General features: G+C 38.9%; 13 protein-coding genes. All 13 read left to right on the plus strand.

Translation table 11 applies throughout. The annotated features are described in order from the left end of the window. Positions 1-192: 192 nt before the first annotated feature. The 13 genes from GSQ74_RS20085 (at position 193) to GSQ74_RS20145 (ending at position 24,643) form a co-directional block, all read left to right on the plus strand. A complete protein-coding gene (locus tag GSQ74_RS20085) occupies positions 193-774 on the plus strand; it encodes an RNA polymerase sigma-70 factor (protein WP_158995989.1) in 582 nt (193 codons plus the stop codon). Positions 775-959: 185 nt separating this feature from the next. Then, positions 960-1,991, plus strand: coding sequence for a FecR family protein (locus tag GSQ74_RS20090; RefSeq protein ID WP_158995990.1), 1,032 nt, complete (start codon positions 960-962; stop codon positions 1,989-1,991). 204 nt (positions 1,992-2,195) lie between these two features. Next, the gene (locus tag GSQ74_RS20095) at positions 2,196-5,525 is read left to right on the plus strand and encodes a SusC/RagA family TonB-linked outer membrane protein (protein WP_254060935.1); all 3,330 of its coding nucleotides are present in this window, start codon (positions 2,196-2,198) and stop codon (positions 5,523-5,525) included. Between the two features lie 47 nt (positions 5,526-5,572). Beyond that, positions 5,573-7,204, plus strand: coding sequence for a RagB/SusD family nutrient uptake outer membrane protein (locus tag GSQ74_RS20100; RefSeq protein ID WP_158995991.1), 1,632 nt, complete (start codon positions 5,573-5,575; stop codon positions 7,202-7,204). A gap of 152 nt (positions 7,205-7,356) precedes the next feature. Then, positions 7,357-9,339 carry a glycoside hydrolase family 127 protein gene (locus GSQ74_RS20105; RefSeq protein WP_158995992.1) on the plus strand — a complete coding sequence of 661 codons (1,983 nt, stop codon included), beginning with the start codon at positions 7,357-7,359 and terminating at the stop codon, positions 9,337-9,339. A 23-nt stretch (positions 9,340-9,362) separates the two neighbouring features. After that, a complete protein-coding gene (locus tag GSQ74_RS20110; protein WP_158995993.1) occupies positions 9,363-11,207 on the plus strand; it encodes an SGNH/GDSL hydrolase family protein in 1,845 nt (614 codons plus the stop codon). Positions 11,208-11,506: 299 nt separating this feature from the next. Next, positions 11,507-12,661: an exo-alpha-sialidase gene (locus tag GSQ74_RS20115; RefSeq protein ID WP_158995994.1), complete on the plus strand. Its 1,155-nt coding sequence runs from the start codon at positions 11,507-11,509 to the stop codon at positions 12,659-12,661. Positions 12,662-12,880: 219 nt separating this feature from the next. Next, a complete protein-coding gene (locus GSQ74_RS20120; protein ID WP_158995995.1) occupies positions 12,881-13,450 on the plus strand; it encodes an RNA polymerase sigma-70 factor in 570 nt (189 codons plus the stop codon). A gap of 78 nt (positions 13,451-13,528) precedes the next feature. Then, complete coding sequence (locus GSQ74_RS20125) at positions 13,529-14,659, plus strand: FecR family protein (protein ID WP_158995996.1); 1,131 nt, start codon at positions 13,529-13,531, stop codon at positions 14,657-14,659. A gap of 285 nt (positions 14,660-14,944) precedes the next feature. Then, positions 14,945-18,373, plus strand: coding sequence for a SusC/RagA family TonB-linked outer membrane protein (locus GSQ74_RS20130; RefSeq protein WP_158995997.1), 3,429 nt, complete (start codon positions 14,945-14,947; stop codon positions 18,371-18,373). Between the two features lie 20 nt (positions 18,374-18,393). Further along, a complete protein-coding gene (locus GSQ74_RS20135; protein ID WP_158995998.1) occupies positions 18,394-19,872 on the plus strand; it encodes a SusD/RagB family nutrient-binding outer membrane lipoprotein in 1,479 nt (492 codons plus the stop codon). Between the two features lie 333 nt (positions 19,873-20,205). Further along, positions 20,206-22,512 (plus strand): family 20 glycosylhydrolase, encoded by a 2,307-nt coding sequence (locus GSQ74_RS20140; RefSeq protein ID WP_158995999.1) that lies wholly within the window; start codon positions 20,206-20,208, stop codon positions 22,510-22,512. A gap of 7 nt (positions 22,513-22,519) precedes the next feature. Continuing rightward, positions 22,520-24,643: an alpha-L-fucosidase gene (locus tag GSQ74_RS20145; protein WP_158996000.1), complete on the plus strand. Its 2,124-nt coding sequence runs from the start codon at positions 22,520-22,522 to the stop codon at positions 24,641-24,643. Positions 24,644-24,671: the final 28 nt, after the last annotated feature.

The following is a 24,671-nucleotide window of genomic DNA, read 5'->3' on the forward strand; positions in this document are numbered from 1 at the left end:
TTATATGCAAATTGAATGTAGATTTAATATCTGTTTTAATAATTAGATTGATGAATTTGTGACTTGTTAAATTGGCTTGCAGTTGAAAAATTGTGTAGTATAATTTAAGTGTTTGCGCTACAATTAAGTGATTAAAATAAAGGCATTTAAATACGTTGTTTTTACTGGTATCGGTTTTTCACCTAATATAAAATGATGAAGTTGCATGATCTTTCGGATGATAAATTACTCGAACTTCTCGAACTAAATAATATTGCAGCTTTTGAAGAAATTTATAACAGGTATTGGCTAAAGCTTTATGGTTCTGCCTATAGCCGATTAAAAGAAAGAGAAGCTGCACAAGAAATAGTACAAGACTTTTTTATAAGTTTTTGGATCAATAGGGCACAACTTAAAATACATTCTTCGCTTCAGGGGTATTTATTTACTGCAATTAAATACTCTATATTGAATTATAAACGGGCAGAAACTGTTAGAACATCTTATTGTGAATTGCTTTTGTTAGCTAACAAAACAAATTTTTATAATTCAACTGAGGAGTATCTCACCTGGAAAGAACTAAAGGAAAACATTGATGCTGGGGTTAATCAATTACCACCCAAATGCCGTTCTGTTTTTGAACTTAGCCGAAATCAATATAAAACTAATAAGGAAATAGCTAAGTTGTTAGATATCTCTGAAAAAACTGTAGAAAATCATTTAACCAGGGCTCTTAGATATTTAAGGGTAAATATTGATACAGCAATCCTATTACTATTCTTCTTCTTTCATTAAAAATAAAAACATTTAACAGAACGCTATTCTCTGCCTTTCAAACAATACTTTTTAATACTGCAATAGTATTGTTAAGAAACTATTTACTTTTTTCTGAAATTATTTTTTTACGACTAGGGGATAACCCTTTCTTAAGTTACATACTATTATAAACCATAATTAATTCCTGTTATACCTACGTTTTAATGGAAAAGAAACTATCTGCCGATATTTTGGAAAAATATTTCAAAGGTGATTGTAATGAATCTGAAATTGCCCAAATTAATTTCTGGTATGAATCATTTGAGCATGATGGGAACGATATTTCCAATTTGTCGGATATGGAAAAAGAAGCATTCAGAAATTTAATGTTAAATAACATTAGGAAGAATATCAACACAGAAGAAACAACTAACATAGTTAGTTTACGTAAAATAAGACCCATTCGTTCTCTGTTTTATTTTCTTGCGGGTTGCGCTGCTGTTATCCTGGTTGTATTTTTTATTAAATATAGGATACCGAACAAATCTGAAATAGTAACCAATGAGGAGATGGTGGTTGATAATATGACAAAGACTATTCAGAAGATAACACTTTCTGATGGAAGCAGGGTATGGCTGAGCCCTAAATCGCAATTAACTTATCCCAAGATATTAGGTGCACATAGCAGGCGGGTTGCTATGATAGGTGAAGCATTTTTCGAAGTAACCAAAGATCATAATAGGCCTTTTTCAATTTTTAGTGGAAATATAATAACTAAGGTGTGGGGGACAAGTTTCCGTATATGCTCCTATAAAAATGAAGAGACAAAGGTTGATGTAGTTACCGGGAAAGTTTCTGTAAGCATACCTAAGCCTGGTATGCCGGTGCCCGATTTAAATAAGTCTGATCAAATAGAATCAGTACAAGAAGTAATGCTTACGCCTAATCAGGAAGTCACGTATGATAATAAGCTCAATGATTTAAAAAAGCATATAAAAATTACTGATAGTACCATTGATATCTGGAAAAAGACAAACATTGCTTTTGATAATGCGCCTATGGCTGATGTATTTAAGATCCTTAGTAAAAAGTTCAAAGTTCATATCTGGTCAGCCGATAAAAAAGTCAACTCTGATTATCTAAATGCAGATTTTACTAATGAAAGCCTTCCATCTATTATGGAAATGCTGAAAAATACCATGGATGTAAATTACGCAGTTAATGGTAGCGAATTTGTTCTGATAAGTAATAAATAACCAAATTATAAATAAATAAACCTTAATTAAATTATGAATATTATGGAAAGAACTTAATACACCACTCATCAAAACTTTCTTGAAAAAAGAATAGGAGTGCTGAAGACACTCCTAAACGTTTTAAAACCCGCTATTGAACGCCTTATAAAGGTGATCGGGTTTCTTTGTCTCATTTTTTTAACAAAAAATAAACGATTTAAATTTATGAAAATTTATTTACAAAACCATTTTGACTGGTGCAAGATTATGAAGATCACTTTTAGTCAGATAGTAATATTACTCATATTTACGGGGATGTCGTATGCTACAAGAAGCAAAGGGCAAACCGTTCTGGAGCAACGCTTTGATGTTAATATACACAGTTCTAACCTTGGCACTGCATTAAAGCAATTGGAGAAGGACGCAAATTTGAAATTTGTTTATCGTAAAAGCCTTGTAGAAGGTGAAGCAGAAATATCCATTGATGCAAAGCAGCAAACACTGAAAAAGATACTTACAACGCTTTTGCAACCCAGGGGTATTGCTTTTGAAATAATTAGCGGTAGAGTAGTATTGAGTAAGGTAAACATTATTGAGAGCCCAACAGATCAGCCGGATACTCAAGAACCGGTTACCCCTCTGGCAGATGCCAGTAAATCTGTATCCGGCACTGTAATAGACGATACAAATCAACCCTTACCGGGGGTAACTGTTAAAATTAAAGGTACATCATTAGGCACACAAACGGATGTAAAAGGTAAGTTTACCATTAGTGTGCAGGATGCCAATGCAACATTAGTTTTCTCTTTTATTGGGTATGTGCAGCAAGAAGTGGTAGTTGCCGGGCAGTCTACGATTGATGTGCAGCTTAAAGCTGTACCCAGTTCATTAAACGAAGTGGTTGTAATTGGTTATGGTCAACAGCGTAAAGCTGATGTTACCAGTGCTGTTACTACGGTACAGTCAAGGGATTTTGTTACAGGTCCCGTTACCGATGCAGCGGAGTTATTAAAAGGGAAAATAGCAGGTCTTTCCATATCGAATCCCTCAGGAGATCCTAATGCGCAATCAAACATAGTACTCCGCGGCGTTAATACCATTGGTGGAGCTAACACTGCTCCTTTAGTAATTGTTGATGGTGTTCCTGGCGACCTTTTAACCGTTGCTCCTGAAGATATTGCAGAGATTTCTGTTTTAAAAGATGCATCAGCGACTGCTATTTATGGTGTTAACGGATCAAACGGTGTAATTATTATCGTTACCAAGCATGCCAACGGAGATGTGATCAACCAGATCGACTATTCCGGCAATGTTAGCGCCACCGAATTGACACGTACGCCTAAATTACTTACCGCACAGGATTATAGAGATCAGATAGCTGCCGGAACAAGGCTTAGTACTTATGATTTAGGTAGTTCCACGGATTGGTTGAAGGCTATCAGTAATAAATTGCCGGTATCAGACATTCAAAACCTGACCTTTAGAGGAGGCAATAGCCAAACCAATTACCTGGCATCTTTTAATTACCGATATATTGATGGCTCGTTTTTAAAATCCGATCACCAGCAAATCACTGGCCGTGTTGATATCAATCATATCATGCTTAATGGTAAGTTAAGGTTCGACCTCGGGATATTGCAAACCAATTTCGACGATAATCCATTTAATACTTATGATTATGAGCAGGTATTTAAAATGAATCCTACCGCGCCGGTTAAGGAAGCAGATGGCAGTTATTACCAGGATACAAACAATTTTGAATATCAAAACCCGGTATCAGATATATATAATACTAGCCAGCCGCAAACATCGTATCGTAGTAAATATAACGCTACTATTACAGTATTGCCACTTGAAGGATTACGTTTAGTTGCTACTGGCGCATACACCAAAAGTGGTTATATAAATAAATCTTTTCAAAATTTCGATAATATATCCACTCTTAGGGATAAGCAGGATGGCGTTGCCTATATAGGGCAAGGACAGGATGTGAGCAGGTATCTGAATTTACAGGCTGAATATTCGAAATCATTGGGAGATCATCACTTTGATGTGATTGCAGGTTATGAATACCAGGATGATAATAATTTCCAAACCTATATCAATAATCATGATTTTCCGACCGATCTATTCGGGGTTAACAATGTTTATATAGGTGCAGCGCAGGCTAGTGGAAATAATCCTAATGGGATTGGGAGCAGTCTTAATCAAACAAATCTTATCAGTTATTTCGCCAGGGCAACTTATAATTATAAAGATAAATACCTGTTGCTGGCAAGCTTACGTATTGATGGTGCCAGTCAATTATATGGTGCAAAAGAACCTTACGGGAAGTTTCCTGGCGTTCAGGCAGGTTGGAGAATCACTAAAGAAGATTTCATGCAGGATCAGCACATATTTGATGACCTGAAATTAAGAATCGGATACGGAGTTTCCGGAAATCAACCACTTGCGGGTTTTCTTGGTGTCGGCCTGTTGAATTATGGAAACTATATTTTATATAATGGCACCTGGATACAAACACTTAGCCCGAGCCAAAATGCTAATCCATCATTAAAATGGGAAGAGAAGCGCGAAACAAATCTCGGTTTGGACTATAGCATGTTTAAAGGTTTAATAAACGGTACCATCGATGTGTATTCTAACAAAACGGTGGGCTTATTGTATGATTACAATGTTCCAAGCCCTCCGAACCTTTATCCTGAAACCGAACTTAACGTAGGCGATTTAAGTAATAAAGGAATCGAGGTTGCCATTAATATTAATCCTATACGAAAAAAAGATTTTCAATGGACGAGTGGTTTTACCTTTTCCACAAACAGGAACAAATTGATCAGTCTGTCTAATGATGTTTATAAATCGTCAACAAATTATTTTACAACGGGTGGTACCGGCGATCCAATAACAACTTTCACAAATATTGTGCAGGTTGGACAGCCGATAGGTGATTTTTATGGCTTTAAAGTAGTGGGGATTTCAACAGATGGAAAATGGATCTACCAGGAACCTAATGGAAAGGTTGTTCAGTATGATGATTTTAACCATGCATTTGGTGATAAGCAAGTTATTGGTAATGGTTTGCCTAAATTCTACGCGGGATGGAACAATTCCTTCAGGTATAAAAATTGGGATTTTAGTGTAACTATGCGCGGAGCGTTCGGCTTCCAGGTATTAAATGGCTTACGTTTAAGTGATGAAAATACTTCTGTTCAAAATTATAACCGTTTAGCATCATCTCAAGACAAAATATTTGGTGTAGCGGTATTGAATAAAAATGTTCCGGAAGAGTTTAATAGTTATTATTTGGAAAACGGTGATTTCTGGAAGATAGATAATATTAATGCTGGTTATACCTTTAAGCAAATAAGATCAAAATGGATTCACAACCCGAGGGTTTTTCTATCAACTAATAACACATTTATTATTACTGGCTACAAAGGGATTGATCCGGAGGTTCTTACGTCAGGATCAAATTTTCTTAATCCAGGCGTAGATTCACGCGATTCGTACCCTAGCGTCAGAACGTTTACAATTGGTTTTTCAGCCAGCTTCTAACAGACATAGAATTTAGGGAAATATATAATTAATTAAATTTAATTAACATGAAAAAAAGATATTGTTTTATGATTAGCGGGTTAATGATCCTTATTGGATTATACTCCTGCACTAAACTGGATGATAAAAATAATTCGCAAATTATTTCGGCGCAGTTTAATCCGACCGCGCAGGACGTGGCAGCATTAATTGGGGTGCCATACACCAACTGGAGAACATTAGAACTGGGCCGGAGCGCAAATGCCATATGGCGTACAAATGAAATTTCAGCCGATGAAGAGGTGATTCCGCAGAGGCCGAATGGCTGGGTTGATGGGGGTATTTACCAAAGGATGCATTATCACAAGTGGACAGCTGATGAAGATAACTGTTATCAGATATGGACGAATGCCTATCAGGGAATAACTAACTGTAATCGTTTACTTTACCAGATTGATGCCGATTTAATACCGGTAACTGCATCAACCAAAACGCAGGTTGAAGCAGAGTTGAAAGTACTAAGGGCATCCTTTTACTACGCCCTTATTGATTTTTTTGGCAACGTACCTATCGTTACTAAATTCGATGTGCCAGCAGGATATTTACCTTCACAAAGTACAAGGGCACAGGTATATGCCTTCATTATTTCTGAGTTGACTACCAATGTGCCTTTATTAAGCACAACTGTTGATCAAACTACTTATGGTAGATTTAATAGATGGGCCGGAGAAGCTTTATTGGCAAAGATGTATTTGAATGCAGGTGTTTATACCGGTACTCCTGATTGGGCAGATTGTATTACTGCTTGTGATGCAGTAATTAATTCTAATGCTTACGGTTTGGAACCTGTTCAGGCAAGTGTCTTTGCCACCGAGAATCAAAACTCAAAGGAAATAATTTTTTCCATTCCTTTTGATAATGTATATACAGCTGACGGCTCAACCGCATGGACACTGCATATGGAAACCCTGGAGCCGGAAAACCAGGCTACCTATAATTTTCAAAATTCACCGTGGGGTGGTATTTGCGCCATACCACAGTTTATCAATACGTTCGATCCGGATGATAATCGTTTAACAGCCAACTGGATTCAGGGCCAGCAATATAGTGCATCAGGCGCAATATTGATCGGTGGGCTCGGGGCTTACACAGGTAAGCCGTTAGCTTATATTAATGTATTGCCAGGCGTTGATTCTTCAGAAGAAGTACATGGATTCAGGCTAGGGAAATACGAAATAGCGCAAGGCGAATTAGTAGGTATGAGCAACGATTTTCCTTTATTTAGATATGCTGATATTTTAATGATGAAAGCGGAAGCTTCACTCAGGCTGGGCGATGCAACTACCGCAGCAACGTTAGTTACGCAAGTTAGGCAAAGGGATTTCTTATCAAATCCTGCCAAAGCAACTGTTACCGCAGCGCAGTTAAGCCAGCCTACTGTATATGATTATGGGTTAAGAAACCATCTAGCAACTACGCATGATGTTGTAAGCGATATTCAATATGGTCGTATGCTTGATGAGCTGGGGTGGGAATTTTCACAAGAAGGGCGCCGCAGGCAGGATTTGATCAGGTTTGGAGTTTTTACTACAAAATCATGGTTGTCACATTCGCCTAATGGTGCTTACAGAACCTTGCTGCCGTTGCCAACAACCGCGCTCCAAACAAATGGAAACCTTAAACAAAATACAGGTTATTAATGATAAGGATATTTGTAAGTGTGGTTACTTATAAATTGGTAGCGCTATCTCATAGCACGATTGTTAAATATAGGGCAGCTACAACTGTCCTATATTTTTTTAACTTTCATTAAGTGAGTTTACTAAAAAGAGTGATTGACAGAAATATAGAGATGAAAAAAATATTAATTGTATTGTTAATGTATACAGGGGGTATTTACGCCCAGGTTAGAGACTATCCTATAAAGCCGGTAGCTTTTACAAATGTAAAACTCGACGATCATTTTTGGGTGCCACGTATTGAAACTAATCGCACAGTAACTATACCAGCATCATTTGCACGTTGTGAAAACACAGGCAGAGTAAAAAACTTTGAAATGGCTGCAGCACGTAAAGGGAGTTTTTGTACTAAGTTCCCTTTTGATGATACAGATATTTATAAAACCATAGAAGGCGCTTCTTACTCTTTAGCCGTACACCCTGATCCAAAGTTAAAGGCTTATGTCGATTCATTAATAACTATAGTTGGTAAAGCCCAGGAGCCTGATGGCTATCTTTATACTGCACGTACTATTGATCCATTGCATCCACACCCGTGGTCGGGCCCGGAAAGGTGGGTAAAGGAAAATGAATTAAGCCATGAGTTATATGATTCTGGCCACATGTTTGAAGCGGCGAGCGCACATTATTTGGCCACTGGCGAACGTAACTTTTTAGACATTGCTTTAAAAAATGCCGATTTGTTGGTTAAAACATTCGGACCGGGTAAAAGGCATGTTGCACCGGGTCACGAAATTGTTGAGATGGGCTTAGTCAGGTTGTATCGCATAACCGGCAAGCAGGAATACCTTGATTTGGCTAAGTTTTTTATCGATGAACGTGGTAAGCGCCAATATGATAAAAATAGCAGTGATGAGTGGAAAAACGGGATGTACTGGCAAGATAATGTACCTGTTGTTGACGAGGATGAAGCTGAAGGACATGCGGTACGGGCAATGTATCTATATTCAGGGATGGCAGATGTTGCGGCCTTAACGGGCGATAAACAATACATAGAAGCTATAGACCGGATTTGGAATAATATGGTAAGTAAGAAGATTTATGTGCAGGGAAGTATAGGGGCTGTACCTAATGGTGAACGTTTTGGCGCTGATTACGAATTGCCAAATTCAACCGCCTATAATGAAACCTGTGCAGCCATTGGGGAAGTGTTTTGGAACCAGCGTATGTTTTTATTGCATGGTGATTCAAAATATATTGATTTGCTGGAGAAGGTACTTTATAATGGTTTGATTTCGGGGGTAGGTTTGGATGGAAAGTCATTTTTTTATACAAATGCTATGCAGGTTACCGATGGATTTACCCACCCAGCACTTGAACCGGGCCGATCTGGATGGTTTGAATGTTCATGTTGTCCAACCAATATGGTGCGTTTTCTACCATCGTTACCGGGATATATTTATGCTCAGCGAGAAAATAATATCTATGTTAATCTTTTCATAGCAGGTTCGGCGGATATCAAACTAAAAAATAAGAATATTAAGATTACACAGGTTAATAATTATCCATGGAACGGTTCGCTTGCAATTAACGTAGATCCGGAATCACCTGCCCGTTTTAATATGTTGGTACGCATACCGGGGTGGAGCCGCTCAGAAGCCATACCGTCAGATCTGTATAACTTTGAAAATAAATCAGCATCAAATATTATTATTAAACTTAATGGCCATCCGGTTAAATATATAATACAAAATGGCTATGCAGTTATTAATAACGAGTGGAAAAAAGGTGATAAGATAGAAATGAACTTACCAATGAATGTTAAACAAGTAATAGCAAATAAAGCTTTAACTGCTGATATTGGTAAAGTGGCTTTGCAACGCGGCCCCATAATTTATTGTGCCGAATGGAAAGACAATAATGGTAAAGTAAGCAACCTGTACATACCAAACAATACCATATTTAAGCCTGAATTTAAAGCGGACTTATTAAATGGTGTAATGGTGCTAAAGGCAGATGTTATGCGAAAGGATAGCACAAGCGGAACTGTAGAAAAGGTATCATTAACAGCAATACCATATTATTCGTGGGCTAATAGGGGCAAGGGTGAAATGACAGTGTGGTTTCCGGATGCAAAAGAATTAGCCTCAAAGTAAGATAAGTATATAGACTAATATTCATGGAAAACCAACAAGTAACAGGCAGGAAATTAAAGTTATTTAAAGCTATAGCAATAGTTTTACCCCTGATTATTTTAGTTGTTGCTGAATTACTTCTTCGGCTTTTTGATTATGGGCATGATACCCGTTTATTTATCAAATATCCTGATGATCAAAACTATTGGGTGATCAATAAATATGCTTCGGCACCTTATTTTTCTGATACTGCCAATGCTACTAAAGGTAGTATAGAACCGTTTAGGGTCGAAAAATCAGCAAACACATTCAGGATATTTGTTTTGGGTGAATCAACTACAGCTGGTTATCCTTATTTCCATAATGGTTCTTTTCACCGTTGGCTTCAGTACAGGCTAATGCATACTTATCCCGATATTCATTTTGAAATTGTAAATGTCTCTCTTACCGCTGTAAACTCTTACACTGTTCTTGATTTTGGTAAAGAGGTGGTAAACTACAAACCGGATGCGGTATTGGTTTATACCGGGCATAACGAGTATTACGGTGCGTTAGGCGTAGGATCAACCAGCCATATTGCTAATAATCGGTTTTTGATTGAAGCCGTACTTTATCTGCGCAAATTTAGGTTGGTGCAATTGTATGATAATATCATTAACAAATTCAGATCCAATAAATCAGGAGCTATTGATGAACGAGAAAATTTAATGAAAAGAATGGCTGCCAGTCAGCAAATACCTTATAATTCAGCAGCTTATTTAACGGGTATTGATCAATATCAGAAAAATATGGATGAACTATGCCGGGTAATGCAAGAAAAGCATATCCCCATGTTTTTAAGTACCCTGGTAAGTAATGAAAAAGATATAAAACCTTTTATTAGCGACACTAATAAATCCATTTCAGCAGATGAACAATATAATTCAGGTAATACATCATATAAAGCCGGGAAATATACTTTAGCTAAACAGCAATTTGATAAAGCAAGGGAACTGGATATGTTGCGTTTCAGGGCGCCTGATGCTATGAATCAAATTGTTATTCAATTGGCTAAGAAATATTCTGATGTACATTTAGTAGATGCAAAAACGGTTTTTGAACAACATTCACCTAACCAAATTTTAGGTAATGAAACTATATTGGAGCATGTGCATCCAAATCTTTACGGTTATGCGCTGCTTTCTGACGCATTTTATCAAGCCATAAAAAAAGAGCATATTATTAAGGCTGAGGTTGATAAAGAAATGTCGTTTAATGAGTTGTTAGATCAAATGCCGATAACTAAATTGGATTCGTTAAATGGTGCTTATACAATAATGATGCTGGAAACTGGTTGGCCCTTTAACAAACCCATCCCAGCGAGTTTTAAAAGGGGAGATACACCAGAGGAACAGTTGGCGGGAGCTTTATCAACAAATCGTATTAGTTGGTTGGATGCCATGAATCAGTTATTTCAATATGGCATCAAATCAAATAATAAAAAGATGGCGCTTAAAGCTGTAGAAGCGGTTATGCTAGAATACCCGCAAAATACCACCTACCAGGTATATGCAGGCAGACTAAGCTTTGATACCGGGAATTATGCTAATGCTGTATTTTATTTAAAAAAGCTGTATGATGCAAATCCGTCATTTGAAAATGCTGAAGATATGTACCTGGTATTATTAAAGACGGATCAACCAGATAAGTCTATCAAATACATCCAAGCGGCAATACAGATACAAGGCAATAAACAACAACTTAATGGTTTGTTATCATTGGTTAACGAGGTTATCGACCTGAAAAATAAAATGATTATTGCTCCAAATAATAAAGACTTGATGGGACAGATAGCATTAGATTATCACAAAATTGGTGCTGATGAAGCTGCAAATAAGTATGAAAAATAATTTTTTAATATTAAATAATTGCGGGCCAATTCTGAATTATATATGAAGATGAGCGAAGTTGAACAGTGCCTGAAAGAAATGGAACAGACGATTGCGAGGAGCCCAATTATCGAGCGATATAGAAAGCTATCCCGGCTACCACCAATTATCCGTTGGTTCGGTGCGAGTATCTCAGTGTATATTAGGTTTGGGCCCGTTATTGCCAATTATCCGTCGACTTTATTATAAGGTAAACAGCATAATTCTGACTTTATTGACAGAAACTGTTAGTTTAGCAGTCATATACCCATTAAATTTACATGACTATAAAATACCTTGTATTCGGCTTTGCCATCGCTTTATGTAATTTGGCAAATGCCCAGCAAGTAACAATCCGCAATAATTATAAGGACGAAAGCGGTTTACCGCGTTTAAAAGTTGAACGTAAAATGATATATACGCCGGGAAATAACTGGCTATATAATCACCACGCTGCAATTATTGAATTTAAGGGAAAGCTTATCGCTACATGGTCAAACGGACTGATCGATGAAGATTCGCCGGGCCAGCGGGTTGTTTTTTCTGTATCAGATGATTTTGAACACTGGTCGGCACCGGGTATAATAGCCGAACCATCGAAAGCCGCGAACGGCATACAAAAAGTGCTCACCGCAGCGGGCTTGTACCAGTATAACGGCACGCTTGTAGCATATTATGGTGAGTATGAGAAAGACAGGATCCATACTCATTTATGGGCTAAGACAAGCACTGATGGTGAGCATTGGAGTAACCCCATTGATATGCACATTCCTTTAATACCCAATCACGGGCCCGAAGCAATAGCAAATGGCAGGCTTATCATCAGCGGTAATTTTAGCTTTCCTTACACTGATGACCATACCGGCCTTTCAGGTTGGAAAATGACCAGCTTTTACCCTGATTCGTTGTATCAACAGGATAACTCTGCGGCATTTTATAAGCCGGCAGAAAAACTGGGCTTGCCGCCGCTTTGCGAGGGTTCCTTTTTTCAGACCGATGATGGTATTATTCACATGCTGTTACGGGTAACAGGTAAAGGGTGGAAAGGTAAGCTGTGGCTTACCGAAAGCCGGAATAATGGCTCAGCATGGTCAAAACCAAGTGAAACCGGGTTTACTGATAATGACAGTAAATTCCATTTTGGTCGCCTGCCCGATAAGCGTTACTATTATGTAGGGATACCAGATACGCTGCACCATTATGACCGTAACCCGCTGGTGCTCGCAATTTCAACAGATGGCAGGTCCTTTAATAAACAATATATTATTGCCGATGAACTATACCAGTTAAAAACTAAAGGTTTATATAAAGGCGGCCAGTACGGCTATCCGCATACTATGATTTGGAATGGTTATATGTATGTGATCATCTCCCGCCAAAAAGAATCTATTGAAGTGATCCGCTTTAAACTTGATCAATTGAAGGGTTTTGAATGAGAATGTAATTAATATAAAATAGGCTATATTTTTTTGCATAAATTAAAGAAAATTGATTGTTTTTATGTTAATATAACTATATTCTCTTCCCTGTTAGTGTGCCGGATACACTTTGAAAATATTACTTGTTGTAAAAAAAATGATACAAGTGTTGATAATACAATAAAAAAAATCATTAATATTGGTTTAATATTTTGTTATAAATTAGTTAACAATCCAATGTCAGGGTATAATTCTTATAGCGATGATGAATTAATTATCCTCCTTAAACAAGGTGATTTGAATGCTTTTACAGCTATTCATAAGCGGTATTATGGCGTTTTATATAGCCATGCTTATAAACGACTGGCAGATAGGGAAGAAGTTAAGGATATTTTACAAGAGCTTTTTACCTGTATCTGGAATAATAGGGAAGTGATTAATTTAAACGTTAATCTGCAGGCCTATTTATATACCGCTGTAAGGAACAAGATATTGAATGTTTATAAACACCAAAAAATAAAATCAGACTACGCAGCATCATTAGAAAGCTTTTTGGTAAACAATGAGCCTACTCCCGATGAAAGCCTGCGTGTAAAAGAATTGATTGCTCTTGTAGATGCTGAAGTTAAATCGCTGCCCGCAAAAATGAGGCTTATATTTGAAATGAGCAGAAATGCTCATCTCTCACACAATGAGATAGCCGAACAATTAAACATCAGCCCTCTTACAGTAAAAAAACAAGTGAATAATTCACTTAAAGTACTGCGCCTTAAACTAGGGACTCATTTTTTTATGATATTTTTTTAATTTATTTCTTTTTCATCTACTCCCACCGCCATTTTAAGTTGTATAGGTTATAAATAGGATAATTATCCTTGGACTATTATGCAGCTAAAAGAAATAGAATATTTGCTGGAAAAATATAATAAGGGCAAAGCCACCCTTGCGGAGAAGGCATTGATTGAATCGTGGTACCTTACTTATAATAATGATGCGCCCGGCGCATCGCACCAGCAATTGGAAGAAGACCAGGAAGACAGCCTTAATAAATTATTATTCCGTATAAATTCCACGTCAAAAAAATCATATGCCAGGGTTTTTGCAATCGCCGCATCATTGCTGGTGTTTATTACTGCCGGTGCTTTAATTTTTATGCATCATCAGTTTCCGAAACAACATTTTTTTGCGTTTGCTAAACCAGTTAAAAATGATATAGCCCCGGGTGGTAATAAAGCTATATTAACCCTTGCAAATGGCAATACCCTGGTATTAGCCGATGCTAAAAATGGCAAGCTTGCCAGCCAGGGTGGGGTAGTGATCAGCAAAACAGCCGACGGACAGGTTAAATATGCCGGTTCAAGTCAAAATGCTTTATCAAACACTTTAGTATATAACACAGCTACTACGCCAAAAGGAGGGCAGTACCAGTTCATCCTGTCAGATGGTACTAAAGTGTGGTTAAACTCAGCATCATCAATTAAATACCCTGTTAGCTTTATTGGTAATGAACGCAGGGTTGAGCTTAGCGGCGAAGCTTACTTTGAAGTGGCGCACAATGCGGCTAAACCATTCAGGGTAGTATCAAACGGGCAAACGGTTGAGGTTTTGGGTACGCATTTTAATATAAACGCTTATGCCGATGAAAATGAGGTGAAAACAACGTTACTGCAGGGCAGTGTGAAAGTATCGTCGGCCGGTAGCAGTAGTGTTATAAAACCGGGAGAGCAGGCGCAGTTTAATAACGGTAAAATAAATGTGGTGAGCGGTGTTGATCTTGATGCAGCCGTAGCCTGGAAAAATGGCCTGTTTTACTTTGAGGATAGCAGCATACAGGAAGTAATGCGGCAATTTGCGCGATGGTATGATGTTGATGTTAAGTATGATGGAGAGTTACCTTCAAGGCACTTTTCGGGTGAAATACCACGTAATATTAATGCAACACAAATGTTGGATATACTCAACTTTAAGAAAATACACTACAAACTACAGGGCAAAACAATTGTTGTAATGCCTTAACAATCAAAAACTAACTAAATTGAAAACTATTAAACAAGAAAATATGAAGAAAAATTAACTCACCCCGGCAGGCTCCGGCCGCCTTTCATGAGGTTAATTCAAAAAAAAAACGCACTCCGACGGCAATCGGAATGCGTGTAATATCTGAGTTAACCCTTACCGTAAAACGGAAATAAGTTTAGTGTCTCTCTAACTATCTGTTAACCCAAACTCAACAAAAGTATGAAATTAAATGCTTTTTCTACGGTCATACATAAACCATGGCTGAAAAAAATCTCATTGATCATGAAATTGACAACCCTAATTATATTAGTTGCTCTATTGCAGTGCAGTGCCAGGGGGTTTAGTCAGAAAATCAATTTAAATGAAATAAATACCCCTTTAAAAAAGGTACTGCAACAAATTAATAAACAAACAGGATACGCTTTTTTCTACGATTCAAAAGATGTAGCAAATAAAAACGTTAGTGTGCAATTAAAAGACGCATCTGTTGAGGAAGCATTAAGCAAATGCTTGCAAAACCAGGCATTGTCTTATAAAATAATCGCTAAAACCATTATTTTACAACAGGATGATCAGGTTACTAAAAGTTATGGAACGGTCCCCATCGTTATTAAAGGTAAAGTAACCGATGATAAAAATGAAACGTTACCCGGTGTAACTATAAAGCTGAAAAATGGTACCGCATCAACCGCATCAGACATTAACGGTAACTTTAGCATTAGTGTGCCCGATGATAAAGCCATACTGGTTTTTACTTACGTTGGCTTTACTCCGCAGGAATTACCGGTAAACACTGGTAGTGCAATGGTGGTAAAGTTATTACCCAGCTCAAATAACCTTAATGCAGTTGTTGTAACTGCACTGGGTATTAAGAAAGATGAAAAGCGTATAGGCTATTCTATAACACAGGTTAGCGGCGATGAGGTATCCACTACCCGTGAGCCCACATTTGTAAATGCTTTAGCAGGCAAGGTAGCAGGTTTGGTAGTTCAAAGCCCGCCCAATGGCGATGGTGGTTCATCAAGGGTTATCCTGCGTGGATATTCCTCTTTTTCGGGTTCAAACCAGCCTTTATATGTTATTGATGGTGTGCCTATTAACAGCAATACCCGTGAAAATACAAATGACGAAAGTAAAGTGTACGGTGGTTCTGATCCGGGCGATGGCTTAAACTCCATCAATCCTGATGATATTGAAAGTATCAGTATATTAAAAGGAGCTTCGGCAGCGGCACTTTATGGTGGCGGCGCACAGGCCGGTGTTATTTTGATCACCACCAAAAAAGGGAAAAAAGGTGCAGGAATTGGAATCACTTTTAATACCAACACCGTTTTTGAAAAAATGATACCTTATGATCACCTGCAAACAGAATATGGCCGTGGTTATTATGGCAGGTTATATACAGCCGCCGATGATACGGTAAGTTTCTTTTACGGTGGCCTTGGTAACAATTCGGGCGACCCTCCGGGATGGTCATGGGGTGCGAAAATAGAGGGCCAGCCATTTTTAGATATTGATGGTAAAATAAAACCCTATGTTTTGCAAAGTGCTGCAAAAAATTTCGACAGGTTTTATAATATCGGTATAACATCAACCAATAGCGTTGCATTAACCAAGGGTTATGATGACGGGTCTTATCGCGTATCTCTTTCTGATACCAGAGATGATTCGCCTACGCCAGGAGAAGGATATGAGCGCTATAATGCCGTATTTAATTTAAATCAGGATTTCGGTAAGCGTTTTCATACAACTTTTAAAGTCGATCTGTCGAGAGTACTGCGTTTAAACGCCCCGCTTGAGCGTGGCGACGGGCGTGGTTCAATGGGGCAGAGCTATCCGCGTATAGCCAACACTACCGATATTACGCTGTTGGATGAAAAGGACGCTGATGGTAACTTTTTATCAACCTATACTGCCAACCCTTACGTACAGATAGAAAAAGTAAAAAATGATCAAACACAAAACCGGGTATTAACTTCGGCTAATCTTACTTATGATATTACAGATCATTTGCATGCTAACTTTATATCGGGCCTTGATTATATTAATACCGATGGTGTATTTGCAGTATTCCCCAATAATGTAACCAACAATACCGGTATTTATCAAACTTCTACTTATCAACAACAAAGAACTGATGTACGCGCTACGTTGAATTATGATACCAAGTTCAGTGATTTCACGCTGAATGTTTTAGGCGGTGTTGAGTCTCAAAATGCAAGTCAATATTCACTTACCATGGGTGGCTCAAATTTTATTGATCCAAGCCAGTTAAATTTCAGCAATTTAAAAACAGTGAATTTGCCGCAGGAGCTTCATAGTCCTCGTTCTGAAACAAATTCTGTTTTTGCCCAGGCTGATCTCGGTTATAAGAATTATTTATTCCTTGAAGTTACTGGCCGTAATGACTGGTATTCAGCTCTTACATCAAATTCAAATAATTCTAAAAACTACCTGGCTTACCCGTCGGCTAACTTAAGCTATGTGTTTAGTGATGCGCTGCATATCGATCCTAAAGTGTTATCATTTGGTAAATTAAGGGCAGCCTTTGGACAAACAGGCAGTAACCCTACACCACAGCAAACCGATCTTACATTTACTTCACAGGGCGCGTTGAATGGCATCCCATTAAGCGAAGTAACCAACAATGCTGCTCCGCCAGCGAGCTTAAAGCCTGAAGTAACTACTGAGTCGGAGATTGGTACGGAGTTAAAGTTTTTTGGCAACCGATTATCACTTGATGCTGATTACTACTACAAAAAATCAGATAATTTCCTGTTGCCAATAACTATAAGTAACAGTACCACTTTTAGCTCGGTATATGTGAATGCAGGTAATATGTATGATAAAGGTTTTGAAGTATTACTAGCCGGTACAGCTATAAAAACCAGGAATTTTGCATGGGATGTGAGCTTTAATGCAGCTAAAAATAAAAATATGGTTACCGCGCTTGCACCGGGCCTTGGCACAGGTATCGATCTGTATTATAACATTGAGGCTAGGGTAGGTTACCCATTGGGTTCTATATTTGGCTCTACTTATCAAAGGACGCCAAGCGGGCAAATAGTTTACCAACTTGAAAACTCGCAAACCGGCGACTCGGGCACACCTAACTCTGTTATTATTGCTAAAAACAGTGGTGATAACTATTTAGGTTCAGCTAATCCTGATTGGTCAGGCGGTATAACCAATACATTTACTTATAAAGATTTCTCCTTCAGCTTTCTGATCGATGGTCAATTTGGTGGCCAGGTTTATGAAGCCGATGCGGTATGGACTAATTACTTCGGTAATTCAATGGCTTCACTTTTGGGTCGCGATGGTACATACATACCTAATGGTGTAATTAATACGGGTACTGCAGCTGCACCGGTATATGTAAAAAATACATTGCCTTACAGCGCATATATCCAGTTTAATGATAACGGAAATGCAGACAAGATCATCAATGAATCAAATGTATTCAGCAGGACCTTTATTAAATTCCGCCAGGTATCGTTAGGATATAAAATTCCGAAGAGCATACTGCTTAAAACCTTTATCAAGTCAGCTACTTTTTCACTCATCGGGCGTAACCTTTTCTATATCAGGAAAGACCTGCCTACGTTTGATCCCGAAGCATCTGACAGTATAGGTACCGGTTTTGGTTATGATAGCGGAGGTTCGCCAACCAGCCGTACCTATGGGTTTAACTTAAATGCAAGTTTTTAACATAAAGGAGAAAAATAATCATGAAAAATATAACATATAAATTTTTATCTTTTCTTTTTGTAACTGCTTTAGCAACAGGTTGTACAAAGAATTTTGAAAAGATCAACACAAACCCGGATGCTACCACAACAGTATCTTCAGCCGCGCTTTTGTCTGATGCGCTTGTAAGAACAAGTACTGTAGATATGGAGAGCCGTTTTAATTATTGCCATGCGTTTATGCAATACGGGTACAGCTCATTTTGGTCGGGTACTAATTATATAATATCAGATGGCCCGGCGTCATCACTATGGAATAACTTTTACACCCCTGTATTAACAAGTCTTGACTATTTAATAAATCAAACGCAAAATGATGCTACACAGGCAAGTACATATGCTGCTGCCCGTATATGGCGTGTATTTATCTTTCAAAAGCTAACCGATTTTTATGGCGATATCCCTTACAGCCAATCGGGCTTAGCCTTAACTGATAAAATATATACCCCTGTTTATGACAAGCAGCAGCAAATATATGCCAGTTTAATAACCGAGCTAAGAGCATCAATAGCTTTGTTAGCTGCAAACAGTTCACAAACTGTACAAGGCGACCAATTTTACAGCGGCAGTGCGTCACAATGGAAAAAATTGGGAGCATCGTTATTGTTAAAGGTTGGTATGCGTTTAATTAAGGTGGATCCTACACAAGCCTCAGCATTAGCTAAAGAAGCAGTAGCAGATGGTGTAATGACCAGTAATACTGATATGCCAATATTAGTCCATAGCGCCACTTTTGCTAACGGTATTTATACCGTGGTTGAAGATGGTGTTGAACATTTCTTTTTACATAAAACACTAGTATCGGAAATGCAGACGGCAAATGATCCGCGTCTGGCAATCTATGGTGCAATTTATGATAAACCAGTTTCGGCGGGTGGGGTAATTATAAGTGATACTACCGCTAATTTTATTGGTTACAGTTTCTCAAGTAGCGATCCGCAGCCAACAGTGAGGATAAATGCTTCAGTATTTGGCCAGCAGACTACGCCATTCTTTGACTATCAGTATGCTGAAGTTGCATTTCTGGAAGCGGAGGCAGTAGTACGCGGTTATATTACCGGCGATGCGAATACTTTTTATACCGCAGGTGTAACAGGGCAAATGAAATCGTTGGCTTTACTGCCAACCAACCCAACCATCACAACTACACAGATCAATGCCTACCTGACTCAAAACCCTCTTCCGGCGACGGCTGAGGCTCAGATAGAAAGGATCAATACAGAATACTGGTTGGCAGGTTTTGCTTTTGATGGGGAAGATGAGTATGCCAACTGGCGCCGTACAGGTTACCCTGTATTAACGCCAAATCCGGGTAGTGTTTCAAAAACTATTCCACGTAAAATGGTATACCCGCAAAGCGAATTTAATTTGAATAATGCCAATGTAAATGCCGCGCTCGCAGCATACGGCAACGAAAATACATTTAACTCCGCAGCCATAGTTTGGTGGGATAAACAATAAAATGGTTTAGTTGAAAGCATATCCGGTGAATGCCGGTGTGCTTTCGATAAGCAATAATGAAGATGGTAAGACCCTGGTTCTTTTGAATCATTATTATCATTCATTGAAAATACTAACGATGATTACAATCGATTAGTTTAGTGTGTAGTGGACATAGCCCGGGCGGGCCCGGGCTATGTATTTTTCATAAAATTGCAGGTGTTTAAAAGCAGGGCCATGTTTATCTGTTAAAAAATACTTTATTATTACGCGGTTGCGGATTATATGATAAGAAAATGACTGGTTACCTTTAACAGCTCTTATGCTAGCAATTTTTAAGAATAATTAATAACAATGAAGATAAAATACACAACTACCGTTTTATTATTTTGGGCGATAATATTTGTAAATATTTATGCCAATGCCCAGCAAACAGCTGTAAAATATCCAATAATACCTTATCCAACATCTTTGACCCCCGAAAACGGGAATTTTGTAATAACGCCAGCTACACATATAGTTGTACCGGGCAAACATCTGTTTACTAACGAAGCCGTTATGCTCAACAGTTTTTTTGTCAATAGCTTTGGTAAAGCGCTTGAAAAAAGTACGCAACCCCTAAATCACGCCATATTATTAAAATATGATGCAGCGATTATTGCTGATGAAGGCTACACGCTTTCAATATCCCCAAAACAGATAACAATTACAGCCAGAACACCTGCGGGTATGTTTATGGCAGTACAAACTATAAGGCAATTACTGCCAGCCAATGTTGAAGTTGCAAATGAAAAGCCATTTAAAAGCCTGTCGCTGCCGGCTGTTTATATTAAGGATGAGCCCGCTTATGCCTGGCGCGGTATGCACCTTGATGTGGCAAGGCACTTCTTTTCTATCGCTTACCTTAAAAAATTCGTTAATGTAATGTCGCTTTACAAAATGAATAAGCTGCATTTACATTTAACTGATGATCAGGGTTGGCGTATCGAAATAAAAAAATATCCCAAACTAACCGAAGAAGGCGCATGGCGCACATTTGATAAAAATGATTCGGCATGTATGAAACGTGCTCCCGATAATCCTGATTTTGCTCTCGATACGGAACATATCATCCACAAAAGTGGCAAAACCCTGTATGGTGGTTTTTACACCCAGCAGGAAATGAAAGACCTTGTTGCTTATGCCGCGGCAAGGCATATAGATATTATTCCCGAAATTGATATGCCCGGCCATATGATGGCAGCCATAAATGCTTACCCATTTTTAACATGCAATGGCGAAAATACATGGGGCGAAGACTTTACCAAACCTATCTGCCCCTGCAATGAAAGTACCTTTGTTTTTGCCGAAAATGTATTCAGTGAGATAATGGATATTTTCCCATCCAAATACATTCATATAGGCGGCGATGAAGTTGACCGCAGCGATTGGGCAAAATCTGATGCCTGTAAAGCATTGATGAAGCGCGAGGGAATAAAAGACCTGCCTGCGCTGCAAAGTTATTTCATTAATCGCATGGAGGTTTTTTTCAATTCGCGCGGCAGGAAAATGATAGGCTGGGACGAGATACTGGAAGGTGGTGTAAGCAAAACAGCTATTATTATGTATTGGCGTAGTTGGGTGCCCGATGCACCTGCAAAAGCAGCTAAGCTTGGTAATAAGGTAATTATGACGCCGGGTAGCCCTTTATATTTTGATGCGATACCGGATAAAAATTCCATACCCGCGGTTTATAATTTTAATATCATCCCCAAAGGACTTACTGCTGCTGAAGGCAAGAATATTATTGGAGCGCAGGCGAACATCTGGACTGAAAATATTCCCTCTGAAAAGCGTGCCGATTATATGTATATGCCCCGTATGACCGCACTGGCAGAAGTGTTATGGACGAATCATTCAGATTATGATTCTTATTTACAACGGCTGGATAGTCAGTATGCGCGGCTGGATATACTGAAGGTTAATTACCGTTTGCCTGATCTTTCGGGTTTCTTACAATCAAATGTATTTACAGATCAGGATACCTTATCTGTAACCAGTCCGTTGCCAAATTTAGCCATCAGGTATACTACTGATGGCACTTTACCGGTTGTAACTTCAACTTTATTAAATAGACCGCTTATTATTACCCAATCACAATCGATACGCTTAACGGCATTTAAACCCGATGGTACCCATGGCGATGTTTATAATTTACAGTACGATAAACAGAGCCTTGCTGAACCCGAAAACGTTGCTCATGTAAGCGATGGATTAATATGCAGGGATTATAAACAGTTTTATAAACTGGCGGCATTAATACCAGATACCAAACCCGATACAGCTTTTATAGCCAAAACCATCACCGTACCCAAGTTTGCCGAGGCTCCGGCTTTCGGCCTTAAATACCGGGGTTACCTGGATGTTCCGCAGGATGGTATTTATAGTTTTTATTTGACCTGCGATGATGGTGGCACATTGAAAATTGCAGGCAGGGAAGTGGTTGATAATGACGGCCTGCACTCCGCCATTGAAAAAAACGGACAAATAGCTTTGAAAAAAGGGTTACACAGTATCGCACTTGATTTTATTGAAGGCGGCGGTGGTTATACCCTGAAATTGAAATACAGTTTAAACAGATCTACACCGCAGGACATCCCGGCGCAATGGCTCAAGAATTAATGTTATAATGAAAAAGTTAACGCTAATTTTATTACTGGTAAGTACATTTTATACTGCTTATGCGCAGGTACCGCCCAAGCCCTACGGCGCATTGCCTGCTCCGAGGCAATTAAGATGGCAGGAAACGGAAATGTATTGCATTATCCATTTTAGCGTAGCCACTTACACCGATAAGGAATGGGGTTATGGGGATGAGAACCCTAAAATTTTTAACCCTAAACATTTTAATGCCCTGCAAATAGTAGGGGCAGCGAAAGCAGGTGGTTTTAAAGGAATAGTAGTGGTGGCTAAACACCACGATGGGTTTTGCCTGTGGCCTACAAAAACTACAGAGCATAACATAACCAAGAGCCCGTGGAAGAACGGTAAGGGTGATATTGTTAAGGAATATCAGCTTGCCTGTCAAAAAATGGGGATGAAAATGGGGATTTATTGTTCGCCATGGGACAGGAACAACCCGCTTTATGGCAAACCTGAATATTTAACAAATATTTACCGTAAGCAACTGAAAGAATTGTATGCTAATTATGGTCCACTGTTTATGTCGTGGCATGATGGCGCTAATGGAGGGGATGGTTATTATGGCGGCGAACGTAAAGTACGCACTATTGACCGCTCAACCTATTATGATTGGGTTAACACCTGGGGCATTACCCGTAAAATGCAACCCGGCGCTTGTATTTTTGGTGATGTTGGGCCTGATGTGCGCTGGGTAGGTAATGAGGAGGGCCATGCGGGAGAAACCTATTGGGCAACTTATACGCCCGAAGCTCCGAATGCCGGAAAACAACCCGCCAACGGCTATTCACTTTATGAAAAGGCTACCGAAGGTACACGCAACGGCAAATATTGGATCCCTGCCGAATGTGATGTTCCTATGCGAAAGGGCTGGTTCTACCATCAATCGCAGGATGGGCAAAGTAAATCGCCTTATGCACTATTTGATCTGTATTATAAAAGCGTAGGCCGAGGTGCTTGTCTTGATCTTGGCCTTTCGCCGGATAAGGATGGAGAATTGAGTGATGAGGATGTACGCATATTAAAACAATTTGGCGAGCTGGTAAAACAAACGTTTGCGGTTAATTTGGCCGCCGGAGCAAGTTTTAAAGCCAGCAATATCAGGGGTGATAATGCCGCTAAATTTGGTCCTGCATTTTTGTTGGATAACAATCGCTACACCTACTGGGCAACCGATGATGCTGTTACCAAACCCGAACTGGTCATCGATCTGCATCAGCCTAAAACATTCAATGTTATCCGCCTGCGCGAGAATATAAAACTAGGCCAGCGCATTGAAGGCGCGGCAGTTGATGTCTGGGTGAATGGCAAATGGAAAGAAATTGCCACAGTAACGAGTATAGGTGCAAACCGCTTAATACGCTTGCCCAATAACATTACCGCAAGCAAAGTAAGGTTGCGTATTACCGCCTCGCCGGTGTGTATAGCCTTAAGTGATTTTGGCTTGTTTAAAGAACCTGTTCATCTTACAGCACCACTCATTAGCAGGGATAATAGTTGTATAGTGAGTATCGGCACCAGCGCACCGGTTGCCACCATTCATTATACAACAGATGGAACAGAACCAACGCTGCATTCACCGGTGTATTTAAAACCTTTTTTATTGACTAACGGGGGCATTATTAAAGCCCGTGGTTTTGAAGCTAACCAGGCAAGCGAGACCGGCACTAAAGAATTTTATCTTTCAAAATCAGGGTGGAAAGTTATCGGCACAAATCCCAAAAATGGTAACGAACCATCAAATGCTATTGATGAAAATGCTAATACCGTTTGGAGCACTTTGTCGAAAGACTCAACCCAAACTGCTCAATATCCGCAGGAAATAAATATTGATATGGGTGCAACACAAAATGTGAAGGCATTTACCTACCTGCCCCGCCAGGATAAAATAACTAGTGGCATTGCAGATAAGTATGTGTTTTATACCAGTAACGATGGTGTAAACTGGCTGCAAGCCACTATAGGGGAGTTTTCAAATATCAAATCGAACCCAATTGAACAGCTTATTCCATTAGAGCAGCCGGTTAGTTGCCGCTATTTTAAATTTGCGGTATTGCATGTGGTTAGCGGTAATGGCGTTACCGTTGCCGAGCTGGGTGTAAAGGTTAAATAGATCGGCAATTAATAGCATAACATAACCG

The sequence above is a fragment of the Mucilaginibacter sp. L196 genome, assembly GCF_009765905.1.
GTDB lineage: Bacteria > Bacteroidota > Bacteroidia > Sphingobacteriales > Sphingobacteriaceae > Mucilaginibacter.